General features: G+C 57.2%; 13 protein-coding genes and 3 pseudogenes. 8 read left to right on the top strand and 8 right to left on the bottom strand.

The genetic code is table 11. From position 1 onward, the window contains the following. The first annotated feature begins 28 nt into the window (after window positions 1-28). Both LF599_RS12080 and LF599_RS12075 read left to right on the top strand, forming a co-directional pair. Window positions 29-1,170 (top strand): IS3 family transposase gene (locus LF599_RS12080; RefSeq protein ID WP_404823700.1). Its coding sequence is split into 2 segments (ribosomal slippage): window positions 29-281 and window positions 281-1,170, totalling 1,143 coding nucleotides; the frame shifts between segments, so codons are not numbered across the junction. Between the two features lie 54 nt (window positions 1,171-1,224). Then, complete coding sequence (locus tag LF599_RS12075; protein ID WP_279520943.1) at window positions 1,225-1,830, top strand: TIGR00725 family protein; 606 nt, start codon at window positions 1,225-1,227, stop codon at window positions 1,828-1,830. 304 nt (window positions 1,831-2,134) lie between these two features. On the opposite strand, the gene LF599_RS12070 is transcribed toward LF599_RS12075, so the two are convergent. Further along, window positions 2,135-3,309 (bottom strand): IS3 family transposase gene (locus LF599_RS12070; RefSeq protein WP_404823699.1). Its coding sequence is split into 2 segments (ribosomal slippage): window positions 2,135-3,045 and window positions 3,045-3,309, totalling 1,176 coding nucleotides; the frame shifts between segments, so codons are not numbered across the junction. Between the two features lie 64 nt (window positions 3,310-3,373). Here LF599_RS12070 and LF599_RS12065 point away from each other — a divergent pair. The 3 genes and pseudogenes from LF599_RS12065 to LF599_RS12055 form a co-directional block, all read left to right on the top strand. Beyond that, window positions 3,374-3,709, top strand: a pseudogene (locus tag LF599_RS12065) (integrase core domain-containing protein); the annotation flags it as partial. A 181-nt stretch (window positions 3,710-3,890) separates the two neighbouring features. Beyond that, window positions 3,891-4,181 (top strand): hypothetical protein, encoded by a 291-nt coding sequence (locus LF599_RS12060; RefSeq protein ID WP_279520942.1) that lies wholly within the window; start codon window positions 3,891-3,893, stop codon window positions 4,179-4,181. A 450-nt stretch (window positions 4,182-4,631) separates the two neighbouring features. After that, window positions 4,632-5,588: an integrase domain-containing protein gene (locus LF599_RS12055; protein WP_279520941.1), complete on the top strand. Its 957-nt coding sequence runs from the start codon at window positions 4,632-4,634 to the stop codon at window positions 5,586-5,588. A 151-nt stretch (window positions 5,589-5,739) separates the two neighbouring features. Here the strand turns inward: LF599_RS12055 and LF599_RS12050 are convergent, their stop codons facing one another. The 6 genes from LF599_RS12050 to fdnG all read right to left on the bottom strand — a co-directional run bounded on the left by LF599_RS12050 (window position 5,740) and on the right by fdnG (window position 13,535). Continuing rightward, entirely contained in the window at window positions 5,740-7,425 is a 1,686-nt protein-coding gene (locus tag LF599_RS12050) for a site-specific integrase (protein WP_279520940.1), read from the bottom strand. A gap of 315 nt (window positions 7,426-7,740) precedes the next feature. Further along, the gene (locus LF599_RS12045) at window positions 7,741-7,932 is read right to left on the bottom strand and encodes a class I SAM-dependent methyltransferase (protein ID WP_279523098.1); all 192 of its coding nucleotides are present in this window, start codon (window positions 7,930-7,932) and stop codon (window positions 7,741-7,743) included. 33 nt (window positions 7,933-7,965) lie between these two features. After that, entirely contained in the window at window positions 7,966-8,748 is a 783-nt protein-coding gene (locus tag LF599_RS12040) for a formate dehydrogenase accessory sulfurtransferase FdhD (RefSeq protein ID WP_279520939.1), read from the bottom strand. An 8-nt stretch (window positions 8,749-8,756) separates the two neighbouring features. Beyond that, entirely contained in the window at window positions 8,757-9,671 is a 915-nt protein-coding gene (locus tag LF599_RS12035) for a formate dehydrogenase accessory protein FdhE (RefSeq protein ID WP_279520938.1), read from the bottom strand. 69 nt (window positions 9,672-9,740) lie between these two features. Then, complete coding sequence (locus LF599_RS12030) at window positions 9,741-10,475, bottom strand: 4Fe-4S dicluster domain-containing protein (RefSeq protein ID WP_269942243.1); 735 nt, start codon at window positions 10,473-10,475, stop codon at window positions 9,741-9,743. Window positions 10,476-10,490: 15 nt separating this feature from the next. Beyond that, window positions 10,491-13,535 carry a formate dehydrogenase-N subunit alpha gene (fdnG, locus tag LF599_RS12025; RefSeq protein WP_279520937.1) on the bottom strand — a complete coding sequence of 1,015 codons (3,045 nt, stop codon included), beginning with the start codon at window positions 13,533-13,535 and terminating at the stop codon, window positions 10,491-10,493. A gap of 611 nt (window positions 13,536-14,146) precedes the next feature. Here fdnG and LF599_RS12020 point away from each other — a divergent pair. The 3 genes and pseudogenes from LF599_RS12020 to LF599_RS12010 form a co-directional block, all read left to right on the top strand. Further along, on the top strand, window positions 14,147-14,431 hold the full coding sequence (locus tag LF599_RS12020; protein WP_269942245.1) for a hypothetical protein: 285 nt from the start codon (window positions 14,147-14,149) through the stop codon (window positions 14,429-14,431). Between the two features lie 260 nt (window positions 14,432-14,691). Continuing rightward, window positions 14,692-15,093, top strand: a pseudogene (gene tnpA / locus LF599_RS12015) (IS200/IS605 family transposase). Between the two features lie 97 nt (window positions 15,094-15,190). Continuing rightward, window positions 15,191-15,668, top strand: a pseudogene (locus tag LF599_RS12010) (hypothetical protein); the annotation flags it as partial. Window positions 15,669-15,775: 107 nt separating this feature from the next. Here the strand turns inward: LF599_RS12010 and LF599_RS12005 are convergent. Next, a complete protein-coding gene (locus LF599_RS12005) occupies window positions 15,776-17,077 on the bottom strand; it encodes a site-specific integrase (protein WP_279520936.1) in 1,302 nt (433 codons plus the stop codon). Window positions 17,078-17,130: the final 53 nt, after the last annotated feature.

Here is a 17,130-nt window from a genome sequence, read left to right as displayed (position 1 = left end):
TGGCCCAAACTGCGCCCAGGAGTTTCACATGCGCAAATCAAGATTCACTGAGCACCAGATCGTGCGGATTTTGAAATCCGTGGAAAGTGGACGGACGGTCAAGGACGTCTGCCGAGAGCACGGCGTGAGCAACGCTACGTACTACAAATGGAAGTCCAAGTACGGCGGCATGGAGGCGTCCGACATAGAGCGGATGAAAGACCTTGAGGCAGAAAACCGTAAGCTCAAGCAGATGTTTGCGGATCTGAGCCTGGAAAACATGGCTCTCAAGGATGTCATCGAAAAAAAACTCTGAGGCCGGTTCAGCGAAAACAGCTCGTCACGCACATGATCTGTGAGTTCGAGATGAGTGTCCGCAAGGCTTGTACAGCTCTTGGCGTCAGCCGGAGCTACTACGCGTACAAGCCTCATCCGCGCGACGATAGTACCGTCATCGCCGCTTTGACTGAACTGGCCGAGAAAAAGCCCACATGGGGCTTCAGTAAGCTTTTTGCTGTGCTTCGCAAGCAGGGGACCCCTTGGAATCACAAACGCGTCTGGCGGGTTTATTGCTTGTTGAAAATGAATTTGAAACGCAAGGCAAAGAAACGTCGCCCCCAAAGGACAAGGAAAGCCGTGGCCCAGCCGCTGCTGGCGAACCATTGTTGGTCGATTGATTTCATGCGTGACACTCTCTACAGCGGGCGGGCTTTCAGAACATTTAATGCTGTTGACGATTTCAATCGAGAGGTGCTTGCCGTGGAAGTAGACACCAACCTGCCAGCCGGAAGAGTGCTCAGGGTACTTGACCGGGTAGCCGAAGAAAGAGGTCGTTACCCGGAAAAGCTGAGGATGGACAACGGACCTGAATTTGCCAGTTCGGCCATGGCAGCCTGGGCTGATCAGCACGGTGTTGGGCTGGAGTTCATACAGCCAGGCAAGCCGACGCAAAACTCATATATTGAGCGTTTCAACCGGACCTATCGGGAAGAGGTCTTGGACTTGTATATCTTCGATAGCTTGAGCGAAGTGCGTGAATGCACGGAGAGATTTATCAGGGAGTACAACGAAGATCGGCCTCATGAATCGCTAGGCGACATGACGCCAGTGGAATTTGCAGCCCAGAGGGCAGGGGGTACCCCCTGCCCTCTGGGCTCTCACCAAAAAACGGCGGGAAGCCTCTACTACTAGCTGGCCCTAAGATGGGGGACTTTACAAATCCACAGCCTATTAAAGGAAACTAACATGCTGAATGATAATAAAACACGACCTAATCGTCGCTCAACGGTAGCAGTTATTGGCAACGCGAGGATCGAGCCCGATTCCACTCAGGAGAAGCTGGCCTTTGAAATTGGCAAAAGAGTCATTGATGGCGGCTACCGACTCATGACCGGAGGGCTTGGAGGTGTCATGGAAGCCGCGTGCCGTGGAGGGCGCCAATCTCTCAACTGGGCAGATGGCTCCATCATCGGAGTACTACCGGGCAGCGATCCTGGCGACGCGAACCCCTATGTGGACATAGCTATCCCTTCTTCGTTGGATCATGGTCGTAATATACTTGTCGCACAAGCTGACGCAGTTGTTGCCGTAGGCGGAGGAGCGGGGACATTGTCGGAAATGGCTCTCGCTTGGGCGCATAAGCGACTGATTATTGGCGTCCGTTGCGGGGGGTGGAGTGAGCGCCTTGCGGGTCAGCCCATAGACAATCGACGTCGATACAAATCCATCCCCAATGACATGGTATACCCGGCGGACACACCGGATGAATCTTTTAGGCTATTGGACAAACTCATCAGCTTGTACACTGGGACACACAAGGGAATTCCCTCAAGCCATTCAACATTAAAATGAGTTTGCGTTTATGTGAGTTGAGCCGTTAGTCCCCCTTCTTCCTGCGCCAAGGTGTTACTGAACCGCGAAGCTAGTGAACAGGAGAGGATAGAGCTAATATGGATAATATGAGGACCTATGTGTCAGCGTCTTCTTCGTCCAAGGCTCGTCTCTCGGCAAGCGAACGTTCTATATTATTTGTTGCAGACTTATGGATCGCGTCATAAAGCTCATACGCTGGATCTATTTTACTCATAGAGGCAAGCATTTCTTCGGCGCGCTCCTTCATCTTAACATCTTGCGGGAATGGCTGCCCGGACCTGCCCTATCCGTTTGTACCACCCGCGATGTTAGTGCTCCCCCCTTGGCGTTTGGAGGGCTGGCTCCACTCTCCCCCCGGGGGGAGAGTGGCCTTGGGCGCGGGTGGCTTGTATCCCAGAGCGCTGTGAGGCCTGAATGTGTTGTACTCCCAACGCCACTCGTCGATCAAGTAGCGAGCTTCCCTGAGCGTTGTGAAGATTTCTCCATTGAGGAGTTCATCACGTAATTTACCGTTGAAACTCTCGTTGTATCCGTTCTCCCAAGGGCTTCCCGGTTCAATAAACAAAGTCTTCACTCCGACTCGTCCCAGCCATTTTCTGACGGCTTTTGCCGTGAACTCCGGTCCGTTATCCGATCTGATGTGATCCGGTGCTCCCCGTTCAACAAACAGCCTGCTCAAGCGGTAAAGCACATCTTCCGATTTGAGGCTTCTCGCTACGTCGATTGCCAGACACTCACGAGTATATTCATCGATCACAGTGAGCATCCGAAAGGCTTTGCCGTCATGGGTTCTGTCCATGACGAAATCATACGACCAAACATGACCTGGCCAGCATGGACGAAGGCGAATGCAGGAGCCATCTGCCAGCCATAGTCGTTTACGTTTCGGTTGTTTTTTCGGGACTTGTAGCCCCTCACGTCGCCAAATGCGTTCCAGCCTCGTGTGGCTGACCTTCCAACCATCTCTGTGCAGCAGTTCCAATATCCGACGGTATCCATATCGTCCGTATTGGGTGGCCAATTCAATCACTGCGGCGGTTAGTGCAGCTTCATCTGCACGAGGATTGGACGCATATCGTTGCGTAGAACGGACTTGTCCAAGTACTCGGCAAGCTTTCCGTTCTGATACCTGCATCTTTTCTCGAACCCGGTATACACAACGACGGCGGCGCGAAGGGCTCAGAAGTTTCCCTTTGCCGCTTCTTCCAGAATCATTTTGTCCAGATTGAGGTCAGCGACCAACCGCTTCAGACGAGAGTTCTCTTTCTCCAGTTCCTTAAGCTTTTGGGCCTGACTGACACGCATTCCGCCATATTCTTTGCGCCATCGATAATAGGTTTGCTCAGTCACGCCGAGCTTGCGGCTGACCTTGGGGACCGTTTCTCCCCGGGCCAAAAGGACTTCTGCTTCACGCAGCTTGGCGATAATCTGTTCCGGTGTGTGCTTTCTGATGCCCATTGAAACCTCCTGCTGTCCACATAACCCTAACATTGGGCCTGGACCAGTTTTTCATGGGCGGGTCAATGTGCTTTACCGCTTGAGCAGGCTGTTTGTTGAACGGGGAGCACCGGATCACATCAGATCGGATAACGGACCGGAGTTCACGGCAAAAGCCGTCAGAAAATGGCTGGGACGAGTCGGAGTGAAGACTTTGTTTATTGAACCGGGAAGCCCTTGGGAGAACGGATACAACGAGAGTTTCAACGGTAAATTACGTGATGAACTCCTCAATGGAGAAATCTTCACAACGCTCAGGGAAGCTCGCTACTTGATCGACGAGTGGCGTTGGGAGTACAACACATTCAGGCCTCACAGCGCTCTGGGATACAAGCCACCCGCGCCCAAGGCCACTCTCCCCCCGGGGGGAGAGTGGAGCCAGCCCTCCAAACGCCAAGGGGGGAGCACTAACATCGCGGGTGGTACAAACGGATAGGGCAGGTCCATGCGTTGAATTCATTTTATGTGATTCAAAAGAGGTTTCTGATTGTTACCCTTCCATTTCTCTCTAGTAAACTGATTCATCAGCCAATCGAACAACCATGCAAGCCAATCAGTATCTATTCATTTTCAAACGAATTTATGACGGATTTGCAACCACGGTCTTCAATCCCTTGAGCCGGAGTCAAAACCGCCATCCCTCTCGCCATCGCCTGCGGTGGTCACGACGCAAGCAAAGTCGTCGGGGCAAGGCCGGAACCGCGAAGCGTCCGCCCGAAGGGCTTGGCCTTGCCTTGACGGCTGCTTGCGTCACGCTCGCAGGGAAAACGGCGGGAGGTGAAGAATTCGTGCCGCTGGAGCTTGCGCGAAGGTTTTGCGGCGTCATATGGTAGGGCATATCCACCGGATAAATCGGTCACTAGAAGGAGGTAAAACGCACCCAAGGCGCGTTCATAAGTTTTGACGCAAGTCTAAACTGATGAACGCTTAAGTAGGCACTAACGTGCCGTAACACCAAGCACATCGCTGCCATTTATTTCCAAACGGCACACTTTCACATCCAAACGCCAGGCTAGAACACAGCACCCCCGCCGGACAAACGACAGGTATCTAGAAATCTGCCGTTGTCGAAATTCCCCCACGGCCACCGCTTTACGCGCAGGACGAACGAGCCTGCGTGGTGGCACCCCCTATTGAATGGATTCTCAGGATTTTTCCTTCTGTGGGAAACGGACATTGATTTGTCCCGTGTCGGTTGTTGTGTGGCGCGTTCGCGCCATAGGCGGACCCGTGGGTTCGCTTTGTCCCGGGGCACTGCCCCGAATTTCAGGAAGGAGATTCACATGAAATCCATCAGTCTGGCACTGGGCGCGAACAGGGCAACCTTGTCCGGCCCGCGCTCGAAACAACACAGAATCCGGCAGAACGCTAAAGCCTTCGCAAGCCGGGTGCGTGAAGCCGGGTTTGGGGTCCGCAAATGGACCAACATTTCCAACAAGCATTTTGCGGCGGTAGCCGCCAAGATGAAAGGACAGGGCGTGGGTGACGGGCGCATAGCTGAAATTTTTTCGGCAGCCCGTCACCTGTGCGAAGCATACGGCAACACCCGCATCAGCCCGACCAATAATGTGTTTGGCGTGAAGCGCGGGGCCATTGCCAACGCTAACAGCAAGGCGGTTGCCCCTGAATTCGTCTTGGGGGCGATCGCCAAACTGGAAGCCGAATCGTCATACGAGCACGGCCCCCGGTGCGCCGCCCAGATCCGGCTACAATACGAACTGGGGCTCCGGCGCGAAGAGTCGGCAAAAGTCGATCTGATCAACGATTGGGACAAGGAAGGCCGCACTCTTCGCATCCAGTATGGTCCGAAGGGTGGGCGCCCCCGGACGTTGCACAATCTGTCCGATCGGCAGCAGGAAGCTCTTGAGCGAGCTCTGTCCTATGTCAGCCAATCCGACAGGCCCGGTATCAACAACCTTATGCCTGAAGGGATGGGGGATAAGTGGCAGGAAAAGCTGTCCTATGCGGCCAGGTTGTGCGGTTTCACCAAAAAGGAAAGCGGGTGGACTTTGCATAGCAATCGCCATGAAAGGTTCCACCGGATGTACGCCGAACACACCGGCTTTCAGCCGCCTAATCAGTACCCTTCAGTGGAAGCCTTTCAACAGGCCGCCCACAACGCGGCAGGGGAAGAATGGCCTCGGCTCGATGCCGAAGCCCGTGACGAAATCGAAGTGACCGCAGGACATTCCGCAGGAAGGCGGGACGTGTCCAATGCCTACCTTGGCAGCAGTCAGTAACAAGACCCCGCTTCGGCGGGGTTTTCCATTTGGGCGTGAGGTTCCACGGGGAGATAAATCGCCTAGGCGATTTATCTCCCCGTGGAACCGTCCTTTCCTCCCGTCGGCTTGGGGCCGACGGGAGGAAAGGACTATTGCCAAATGAGGGCCACTACTTGGGAACGTATTCCGATTTTACCAGATGAGACAGGTCCACCCCGTAGTCGAGGTGGGCTATGACCTCCTCGAAGCACATGGAGGCCGGGAAACGCCCTCCATATCTTTCGGCGGACATCTTCTTGAGCTTGTGGCCAAAGGTCTGTTCGAACGGGTCGTCCTGCATCTTCTTCTGCTTGAAGAAGTTGGAGAACGTGTGCCGCAAGCTGTGAAAATCCTTGACCCCTTCTGCTTCCTCAAGTTCGATGGTTTTCCTGAATTCACTGAACCTTTCGCCGAGTTTGTGTCCGTAGTTCGTGTTGATCTTGACGAGTTCGGGAAAGATACGCAGGTGTCCTTTTTGGGCCTGTTGTTGGGCAAATTCCGGGAAGCGCAGTGTTTCAACGAGGAAAGGATGAAGCGGGAGGAGCCGCTTGGCGCTTGGGTTTTTCAGCTTCTTGTTGGCGAACCCATGAACATTCTTTTCCTTGTTGACATCCAAGACCCACACCCCTTCCTCCTGTCGGACATCTTCAACGTGGAGTTGGCATACCTCCTCACGCCGTGCGCCCGTGAAAAGGGAAAGAATAGGGCACCAGAAGTCGGACGGGTGCAGGAATGTGTCGTCAACATATTGAGGAGCGTTGAAGATGTTTTCCAAGTCTTTGGTCGTGTACGGGGATCGGTGTTCCGTTTCCGGCTTTTCTTCTTTGATTTTCAGACGGTGAGCGGGGTTGGTGGGAATAAGCTGCTCATCCTCGCACCACGTCAAAAATGATGAGATGTTGGTCAGGTTGTTATTCACGGTGCTGACGGCAACGGTATTGTCTGGTTCAAGGGCGACCATTTCTTGGATGGTCTTGCCCTTGAATCGTTTGCTATTTCGAAATCGGGGGAGCTGGAGCAGAGTATCCCGTACATAGCGCACTGCCTGTCGGTCCACTTCATCCACCGGAATGTCCCCGAGGATGTCGGTCAGGCTGTTGAGCGTGGATAGGATGTCCTTGGCACTGCCCTCGCTCCAGCGCTTGGCAGCGATCCTGTCCGCCTTGTAGCGTTCCAGGGCTTCGGAAAGCAGGATTTGGGACTTGGGTTTCTGTGTCGGCTGCGGAGCGACTGATTCGGGCGGCAGAATGGATTTTTCAAAGGTGTAATCGCCTTCGGCTCGGTGGCTGATGATGCGATAGTAGGCGATAAGGGTTTTGATGAATTCGTGCGCGAACTCATCGGACAGGGGGAGCGAGTCTGGTGGGCCGAAAGCCCCGTCTTCAGCCGCCATGATCGTGTATTTCCGCATGGTAGCGTAGTCTTTGGACACCATCAGGGACTTGAGTGTTTCGATAATCCTTTCGGTATCTCCCGGCACGTATTGCGTGTGGGGGCTGGGCGGTGTGAGCTTTTTGATGGCAATGTGTTCATTTTCTTTCAGGAAACGCTTGAGCCAGTCGTTCATGAAGACTTTTATCTGGTCGAAATCATCCATGGGGAGTTCACCGTTCCTCATCTTGGTCAGTATTCGTTTTACGCCCGAGGCCAATATTCGGGCCTTGGGCCTTGCCTCGGCCAGGTAGCCAGTCTGGAGAGACATCCTGACTTCGGAGCGGCCCAACGAGTCCCGCAGGTCGTGCGGGATGACGTGGCGAAAGTAATAGATTGAGCCCTTCCGGTAAAGGTGGTTCGGGGAACGTGCGATTTGCGGCATGTGACGTCTCCGGCGGTAGACGATTCCGGGTACTTTGACCCATCACTTTGACCCCTTGGGGTCAAATCACGCCGAAAAGAAGACCATCACGTAACTTGCCGGATAAAATAGAAAAAGGGTTGCAGCTATTTAGCCGCAACCCTTGTTTCATTCTGGTGCCGAAGAGAAGATTCGGTAGTCCTGGTTCCTCGATTGTGCGGCAATATGCTGATTTTATTTGTCTATTCTGTTCAGGTGTGTCCTTCCTGATTTTTGATTGACCTACCATTTTGACCCGGTTGAGGTAAGGGGCGGGTGGCCTGTAGGAATACCCCCTTAGGCCCCTGAGAACCCGTCCGGCTTTGCCGGAGGACCGACAAACTTTGACTTGCTGATCCCGGGGGCGATCTCGGGGCTGGTCGTGTTGCTGCCGATGGTGTGGAGCAGGAGCAGGCTGTCCGATTTCAGGCAGCGGGTCATGGTCTCCATGAAGGTGCGGTAGTTTTTCTGGCCCACGTGCTCGAACATGTCCACGGGCAGAGAATTCCTGTCAACCAGAGCCTATTTGTTCCCGAGACGCCAGTGGTTGGCGTAGATGTCAAAGGATTTGCCCCGGAGGCGGCCCACAAGGGTGATGCCGTGCTCTTTGGCCACGTCCACACCCGAACTGGTGGCCGCAGAGAAGCCGCAGAGCACCGGGAGGCGCGCGGCAGCGGCCTTGGCCGCCATGGCCAGGGCGATGCGCGACGAGAGCATGCCGATGGCCGCCGATCCGAGGGTCCCTTCCAGGAGCGCCCGTCCGATGGCCTTGTCAAAGGCGTTGTGCCGCCCGACGTCCTCGCCGTAGGCGAGCAGCGCGCCGTCCGCGCTGAAGAGCGCGGCCGCGTGGGTCGAGCCGGTGTTGCGGAAGAGGTTCTGCCTGCACTCGAAGAGTTCCTTCAGTTTGAACAGCAGCCCGGGGGCGATTCGCATGGGGGGACGCTCGGCGGTCAGGGGCGCGGGGTCCGGCTTGCACAGTATTACCTCCACTTCGGCGGGCGAGCCGTAGGTGAACGCGATCCGTTCCACTTCCGCCGCCGATCTGATCCGGCCTTCGCAGAAGAGGTAGCCGATGACTAGGTTCAGGTCGTCGCCCGGGGTCCTGGAGAGGACCGTTGCGGGATGATCCCCGGTCCGCACCAGGAGGTCGGCCTCCACGGCGATGGTGTCCTCGCCGTCCGCCAGAGCCCCCTCCCGCATTCGCAGGAGAGGGACCGTACATTCTCGGGACGTGGCACCGACCGGAGCCGGTTCGGGCAGGGGGGAGAGGGGAACGGTCGGGATGCGCAGGAGCGAAGTGGTCATGGGGCCGCCTAGGTAAGGGTGTTCCAGAGGGTGTAGGCAAGCGGGGTCAGGGCTTGTTTCCGAGCGAGGATGTCTAGGTGAATCAACCCCACCTGGAGAACGTCCGGGTCGGGCCGTGCGGCGTATTCGCGCAGGTCCACGCAGAGCATGTAGCTGCCGCAGGCGCGGCAGGCCTCGATCCGTTCGTGCCTGGCTCCGTCGACGAAGAGCAGCTCGCGCGCCTTGTCGTCCTCGTTGCCGCAGGCCGCGCAGGCGGTTCGGCTGAAGTGCCAGTCGTGTCCGCATAGGGAACAGTGCAAAAATTTCTTGCCGCCACCGCCCACCAGGTACTCGGACTGTCCGCTGTCCGGTTGGGCGAGTTGGGCGATGGACGGGGCACAGCCGCAGACCGGGCAGAAGCCACGCTCCCAGGTGACCCCGGCCAGTTTTGCAGTCACGGATTCGGCCAGGCAGGCGAGGACCGGGCCTCCGGCTGCGTCCACCGCAAAGGGCAGCGCCGCAGCGGGGGTTATCCCGGCGGCGGTCGCGGGATCGACCAGCCGGTCCGGGCCGCCGTCCAGGCGGGACCGGAGGAGCTTCGTCGTTTTTCCGGGTGCCAGGAGCAGCTTGCGCAGCCGCTCGCCATTGTCCGGGGCAAGGGCCAGGGTCTCAATGATCACGGGCAGCAGGAGCCTTGCGGCGTCGGCCAGAGCCTCGCTCCACGACGCGAGGTCTAGTCCGGCCAGGACGGGAACGCCGTCCGTCAGCCGCGCCTCGTCGATGTCCGGGACGAGGAGCCCGGCGTTGCGCGATGCTTCACGGACGCGCTCCTTCATGATGAAAAGCGGTCCGAACCGTTCCGTCAGCGGGTGGTAGGCGGCGTCTCGCGAGCGGATGCCTTCGACGGTGGATTCTATTCTTGCCAGGGTAGGTGTCAGGGTCATGGTCGCTCCGGGCTCTTTCCTTGGGCGGGGCGCGGAGCGCCCCGCCTGGAGAGGGAGGTTGAGAGGTGTCTAGCCTTTCATGGCCCGGAAAGGACGGGCCAGTGTTGCCAGGAATTGCTGTTTGGACATGGGGCCGGTCCCGGCTTGGGCCACGGCCTTGGTGTGGTAGTGCTCGGGCTTGTCGATCAGCAGGAATATGACGTTGACGTCTTCGGGATCGGCGAGCATCGCGGCGGGCCATTTCTTCTTGAGGACGGCGAGCCGCTGTTCACCCAGCTTGAGCATGTCCGCGCGGTCGCCGAAGTTCATGGCCCCGGTGGGGCAGGACTTGACGCAGGCCGGGGGCATGCCCGCATGGATGCGCTCGTTGCACATGGTGCACTTGGACATCAGGCCGGTCTTGTCGTTGCGCCGGGGGATGTCGTAGGGGCACGCCTCACGCACCTGCTCGGCCTCGTCGGCGGAGAACTTCGCGGTCTGTTCGGTGAAGATCACCGCGCCGGTCTTTTCATCCTTGACGATGGCCTCCTCAAGGTACACGTCGCCCACTTCCTTGCAGGGCGGGACCTCGCAATGGCGGCACTGGTCCGGGAAGAAGTTCCAGCGGACCACGCCGTTGTCCAGGTTCTCGCTGAAGCGGACGAGCTTGTAGTTGTTGGGATTGAGGTCCTTGGGGTTCTGGTGGCTTCCCCAGCCGACCTGGTAGGTCTTGTTGGCCGGAAGCTCGTTCCATTCCTTGCAGGCGATCTGACATCCGCGGCACGCCGTGCAGCGGGAGGTGTCGATCAGTATGGATTTGGTCATGACGGTCTCCTTTCCTTAGGGGGTGGCCAGTTCGGTGATCTTGGCCGCCTTGCGGATGTTCACGCAGCTCGCCTTGTACTCCGGGATGGTGGTGTTGGGATCGCCCACCGACGGCGTGAGCCTGTTGGTGGAGTCGCCGCTGCCCGGAGTGGTCCAGCCGAAGCAGTAGGGCATGCCGATCTCGTGGATGATGCGACCGTGCACCTTGAGCGGGCGCATGCGGATAGTGACCATGGCTACGGCCTCGACCTGACCCCGGATGGACTCCACGATAATCACCTCGCCGTTTTTGATGCCCTTCTCCTTGGCCAGTTCGTGGCTCATTTCGACGTAGAGTTGCGGCTCCGCTTCGAGCAGGTTGGGGACGTTGCGGGTCTCGCCGCCGCCGCACCAGTGCTCGGTCAGGCTATAGGTGGTCAGCACGATGGGATACTTGGGGTCCGCCGGCTTGGCCAGGATGTCCATGTCGCTGGTGGTGAACTTGTACACCGGGCTGTTCAGATGCTTGGAGAACAGGTTGCTGTCCACCGGGGTCTCCGCCGGTTCATAGTGTTCCGGGAAAGGACCGTCCTCGCGACCGGGACCGAACAGGTGCCCCAGGCCGTGCGTGTGCATGATGAAGGGGTACTTGCCCTTGCCGGTGGCCAGGGGCGGCCATCCGCCGTCGGGGATGTCGCCGACCCACTTGCCGTCCTTCCACTCGATGACCGCCTTTTCCGGGTTGAAGGGCTTGCCGTTCAGGTCCACGGAGGCGCGGTTGTAGAGGATGCGGCGGTTGACGGGCCAGCACCAGGACCAGTTGGGGAACAGGCCGATCTTGGCCTGCATGGGAGTTTGCTTCGGGTCGCGGCGCAGACACTTGTTGCCCTCTTCCTCGGTCCAGCTTCCGGCGTAGAGCCAGTTCAGGCTGGAGGTGGAGCCGTCGTCGCCCAGCGCGGTGAAGGACGGGACTTGGTCGCCCTTCCTGTAGGTCTTGCCGCCGACCTTGGTGTCACGGGTGAACCGACCGTTGATCCTCTGGCACAGGTCCTCGGGATCGAACTTGTCGGGCCAGTCGAGCTTGAGCACGGGATCGGGGAAGGTGCCGCCTTCCTTGGCATAGAGTTCGCGGACCTTGTTCATGATCGGGATGTACATCTCGGCGAAGGGCCGCGCCTCGTACTGGGGCGGGACGGCCTGGCCGTGCCACAGCAGCCAGCGGCCGGAGTTGGTCACGGAGCCGCTCTTTTCCAAGCGGTGGGCGGAAGGCAGGAGGAAGAACTCGGTCTTGACCGTCTTCGGGTCCACGTCGGGGCGGTGCCAGTTGTCGGTGGTCTCGGAGTTGTGTAGCTCGGCGCAGACGACCCATTCCAGGTTGTCCATGGCCTTGCGGATTTTGTGGGTGTTGGGGACGCTGTTCATGGGGTTGAGGCCCATGAAGAAGCCGCCGGTCATCTCGCCCCGGTACATGCGGTCGAACATGAACAGGTAGGAGTAGTCGCCGCCCTTGTCGATCTTGGGCAGCAGCTCGTAGCAAAAGCCGTTGCCGCTGGTGGCGTTGTCGCCGAACCAGCCCTTGAGCAGGGAGGCGAAGTACTTGGGCTTGTGCTGCCACCAGTTGGCGGACTGCGGGTCCTTGCTGACCGGGGTGTTGGCCTTGTTGTATGCCTCGTAGGTGCCCCAGTTGTCCTGCGGCATGGCCATGTAGCCGGGCAGGATGTGGTAGAGCAGGGCGTGGTCCGTGGACCCCTGGACGTTGGGCTCGCCGCGCAGGGCGTTGATGCCGCCGCCCGCGATGCCGATGTTGCCCAGCAGCAGCTGGATGATGCCGGAGGTGCGGATATTCTGCACGCCCACGGTGTGCTGGGTCCAGCCCAGGGCGTAGAGGATGGTCCCGGCCTTGGCGCCAGTGCCGGTAGCGGTGTAGGTCTTGTAGACCTTGAGCAGGGTTTCCTCGGGCACGCCGGTGGTGGCCGAGACCTTGTCCAGGGAATAGCGGGAGTAGTGCTTCTTCAGGAGCTGGAACACGCAGCGCGGGTCCTTGAGGGTCTTGTCGCGCTTGGGAACGCCGTCGGCTCCGAATTCCAGGGCCCACTTGGTTTTGTCGTAGGTGCGGGTCTTGGGATCATAGCCGGAGAAGAGGCCGTCGTTGAAATCGAAGTCCTTGCCCACGAGGATCGAGGCGTTGGTGTATTCTACCACGTACTCCTTGAAATACTTCTCGTTGTCGATGATGTACTTGATCATGCCGCCGAGGAAGGCGATGTCCGTGCCCGAACGCAAGGGGACGTGGAAGTCGGCGCGGGCCGAGGTGCGGGAGAACTTCGGGTCAACGTGCATGACGGTCGCGCCCTTGTCCTTGGCCCGGAGTACCCACTTGAAGGAGATGGGATGGTGCTCGGCGGCGTTGCTGCCCATGATCAGGATGGAGTCGGCGTTCTTGATGTCGATCCAGTGGTTGGTCATGGCCCCGCGACCGAAACTCTCGCCCAGGGCGGCCACGGTGGAGCTGTGGCAGACGCGGGCCTGGTGGTCCATGTGGACCACGCCTAGGCCGCGCGCGAACTGGTGCGTCAGAGCACACTCCTCGTTGCTGGCGTGGGACGTGCCCATGAGGAACATGGATTCGAGCCGGTTGACCTGGTTCCCGGCCGCGTTCTTGGCCACGAACTGCTTGTCGCGGGTGTCCTTCACCTTGCGGGCGATGCGGTCGATCATCCAGTCCCAGCTCTTCTCTTCCCACTTGTTGCTGTAGGGAGCGCGGTACATGGGCTTCTGGACCCGGTGATGGGACGTGGTCATGGAGAACATGGCCGCGCCCTTGGCGCACAGGGAACCCTCGTTGATGGGGTAGTCCGGGTCGCCTTCGACGCTGACCAGTTTGCCGTTCTTGACGTACCCGATGGCGAAACAGCTCACCGAGCAGAACGGACAAACGGTCAGGACCTCCTTTGCTCCGTCGATCTTCAGACTGGCGGCGTAGCTCTTTATCGGTGTCAGGACGACCCCGATCTGAGCCAGGGAGAGACACGCTGCCGAAGAGGCAGTGAGCTTCAAAAATCTTCGGCGGTCACATTTCATGAGATGGCCTCCTTGGTTGAGCAGGGCGGAATCGCCGCTGCGGAATAATGGAATACGACGTAGGGTTTCGGCATGGATATTAAAATAAAATTCAATTATTACAAGTTGTTAAAATAAGCATATGTAAAAAATTTTGAAAGGTAACACCGAAGGAAGGGAGAAAAAAGCGGGTAACTCCTTCATTTTCAACGGTTTTAACTATCAGATTGGTCAATGTTTAGAATAGATAAAATCTATGTATGGTGCACTGCCGGATTCTCCGCAACAGATAAAGCTGGTGTCAAACCTTTGTGGAGTTTGGTGTCAAATCGTGGTTAAGTGTGAGGGGGGGGTGAAAAAGAAAGGTTACAGCCTGCTTCCGACGCGTGTGCGGCACCCCTTTACAGGCCCTCGAACCGTCGGTGCCCCTCAGGCCTGGGCGAAACCGGCGAAACCTATTTGGTCGGTTCGGACCTGCTCATGCGTTCCGATTCCTTCCTCGACTCCACGCACCATACGGTCAAGGCGTCCTTCGCCAATCCGATCAAGGGTAAGGCCGATGCCGAAGCGGTGCGCGAGGCCTTGGACGGAAAACCGGAGCCAACGTCATCATCGATTACAACGGCAATCCCGTGCTCTCCGCCTATACCCCGATCAATGTTTACGGCACCAACTGGGCCATGATGGCCGAGGTCGAAGCTCTGGTGAATGCGTTGCAGATGTATATCCTTATTGTCGCCCTCTTCATGGTGGTGGGCGTGGTGACCATGGCCATCATCGTCTCCACTGGCCTGCTCAGGACGCTCGGTAACGAACCCGAGGTCATCGCGGGCATCGCCGACAAGGAGGCAAACGGCGACCTCGACCTCAAATTTGAGGAAGGGAAGGCGGAGCGGTCGGCGTATACGCGTCCATGAAAAATATGGTCGAACCGTTGATCTTTGTGGTGTCCGATGTCCGTGCCGGGTCCGATAACATTGCCTCTGGCAGCGAGGAGTTCTCGGCCACGTCCGAGTCCTTGTCCTAGGGTGCGACCGAGCAAGCCGCTTCCGTTGAGGAGATTAGTCCGATGAGAACCCCCCCAGCTTTGCTGGGGGACCAACAAAGTTTGATTTATGCGGGAACAGCATAAAGCCTCTCCTGGTGAGCTGCTCAAAGTGAGCACAAGAGAGGCTTCATGAAGTGCAATTCAAGCCTATGTCACACGCGGTGGGACTGCAAGTATCACATCGTTTGGATACCCAAGTGCCGCCGGAAAATCTTGTTCGGAAATATTCGGACGTACTTGGGAGAAGTCTTCCATAAGTTGGCAAATCAGCGTGAGAGTCAAAATTTGGAAGGGCATTTATGTAAAGATTACGTGCAGATGCATATTACGATTCCACCCAACTACTCCGTGGCGCAAGTCGTTGGTTTCATAAAAGGGAAAAGTGCAATCCACATAGCTCGTGAAGTCCAGGATCGAGCGTGTGGTTATGCTGGCCAAAGCTTTTAGGCAAGAGGGTACTTCGTTTCGACCGTGGGACGAGATGAAAAAGTGATTCGCGAGTATATCCGTAAGCAAGAGCAGGAAGATTAGCGAATCGAGCAACTGAAATTCCGCCTTTAGGCGGTTCTTAAAGCCGCTTTGAGCGGCTTACAAACTCAAGCCCCCGGCTTTGCCGGGGGGACTATGACTTACGGATTGGAACAGGGAAGGCCGTAGCCTGTTCGTCCATCACGGGCCCAAAGGGGGGGGACGATCCAGGACGCTGTACAACCTGTCCGACAAGCAGCAGGAAGCCCTGGAACGGGCGTTGCCATATGTCAGCCAGTCCGATAGGCCGGGGGCCACACTCTTATGCCTGAAGGGATGGGCGACAAGTGGCAGGAAAAGCTGTCCTACGCGGCCAGGTTGTGCGGGTTCACCAAAAAGGAAAGCGGATGGACCCTGCATAGTAATCGCCATGAACGATTCCATACCATGTATGTGATCCATACAGGCTTCCAGCCGCCTAATCAGCATGAACCCGTGGCAGCCTTCCAACAAGCCGCCCACAACGCGGTAGGGGAAAGAATGGCCTCGACTCGATGCCGAAGCCCGTGACGAAATCGAAGTGACTGCAGGACATTCCGCGGGACGTGTCCGATGCCTACCTTGGCAGCAGCCAGTAACAGGACCCCGCTTCGGCGGTTTTTTTTGGGGGGGGCATGGAACCGCCTTCCCACTCGTCGGCTTGGGGCCGACAAGAGGGAAGGCTTATGCGCTTGATGAGCAAGGCTTATTGGGGAACGTATTTGTATTTTACCAAGTGAGACAGGTCTACCCCGTAGTCGAGTTGGGATATGACCTCCTCGAAGCACATGGATGCCGGAAAGCGGCCACCATATCGTTCAGCCGACATTTTCTTGAGCTTGTGACCAAAGGTTTGTTCGAATGGGTCGCCCTGCATTTTTCCTTGCTTGAAGAAGTTGGAGAACGTGTGCCGCAAGCTATGAAAATCTTTGACCCCTTCGGCTTCCTCCAGATCAACGGATTTCTTAAATTCGCTGAACCTTTCGCCAAGCTTGTGGCCGTAGTTCGTGTTGATTTTGACGAGTTCGGGGAAGATACGGAGGTGTCCATTGGTCGCCTGTTGTCGGGCGAATTCCGGGAAGCGCAGCGTTTCAACGAGAAAGGGATGAAGCGGGAGAAGGCGTTTGGCGCTTGGATTTTTCAGCTTCTTGTTGGCGAACCCATGAACATTCTTTTCCTTGTTGATATCCAAGACCCACACTCCGTCTTCCTGCCGGACATCTTCAACGTGGAGTTGGCATAGCTCCTCACGCCGTGCGCCTGTGAAAAGGGAAAGAATAGGGCACCAGAAGTCGGACGGGTGCAGGAATGTGTCTTCAACATACTGGGATGCGTTGAAGAGGTTTTCCAAATCTTTGGTCGTGTACGGTGAGCGGTGTTCCGTTTCCGGCTTTTCTTCTTTGATTTTCAGGCGGTGCGCTGGATTGTGGGAGATTATCTGCTCATCTTCGCACCATGTTAAAAACGATGAGATGTTGGTCAGGTTGTTGCTCACTGTGCTGACGGCAACCGTGTTGTCGGGTTCAAGGGTAACCATTTCTTCAATGGTTTTCCCCTTGAATCGCTTGCTGTTTCGGAACCGGGGGAGCTGGAGCAGGGTATCCCGTACATGGCGCACTGCCTGTCGGTCCACTTCATCCACCGGAATGTCCCCGAGGATGTCGGTCAGGCTGTTGAGCGTGGACATGATGTCCTTGGCGCTTCCCTCGCTCCACCGTTTGGCGGCGATCCTGTCCGCCTTGTAGCGTTCCAGGGCTTCGGAAAGCAGGATTTGGGGCTTGGGTTCCTGTGTCGACTGCGGAGCGACTGATTCGGGCGGCAGAATGGATTTTTCAAAGCCGTAGTCGCCTTCGGCTCGGTGGCTGATGATACGATAATAGGTGATGAGGGTCTTGGTGAATTCATGGGCGAACTCATCAGACAAAGGAAGCGAGTTCGGTGGGCCGAAGGCGCCGTCTTGGGCGGCTATGATCATGCAGTTACGCATGGTGTCATAGTCCTTGGACACCATGAGATCCTTGAGCAGATCGATCCTCTTTTCGGTGTCTCCCGGCACATACT

This window comes from Pseudodesulfovibrio thermohalotolerans, from assembly GCF_021353295.2.
Classification (GTDB): domain Bacteria; phylum Desulfobacterota; class Desulfovibrionia; order Desulfovibrionales; family Desulfovibrionaceae; genus Pseudodesulfovibrio; species Pseudodesulfovibrio thermohalotolerans.
This window is presented reverse-complemented; position numbering and strand designations above follow the sequence as displayed.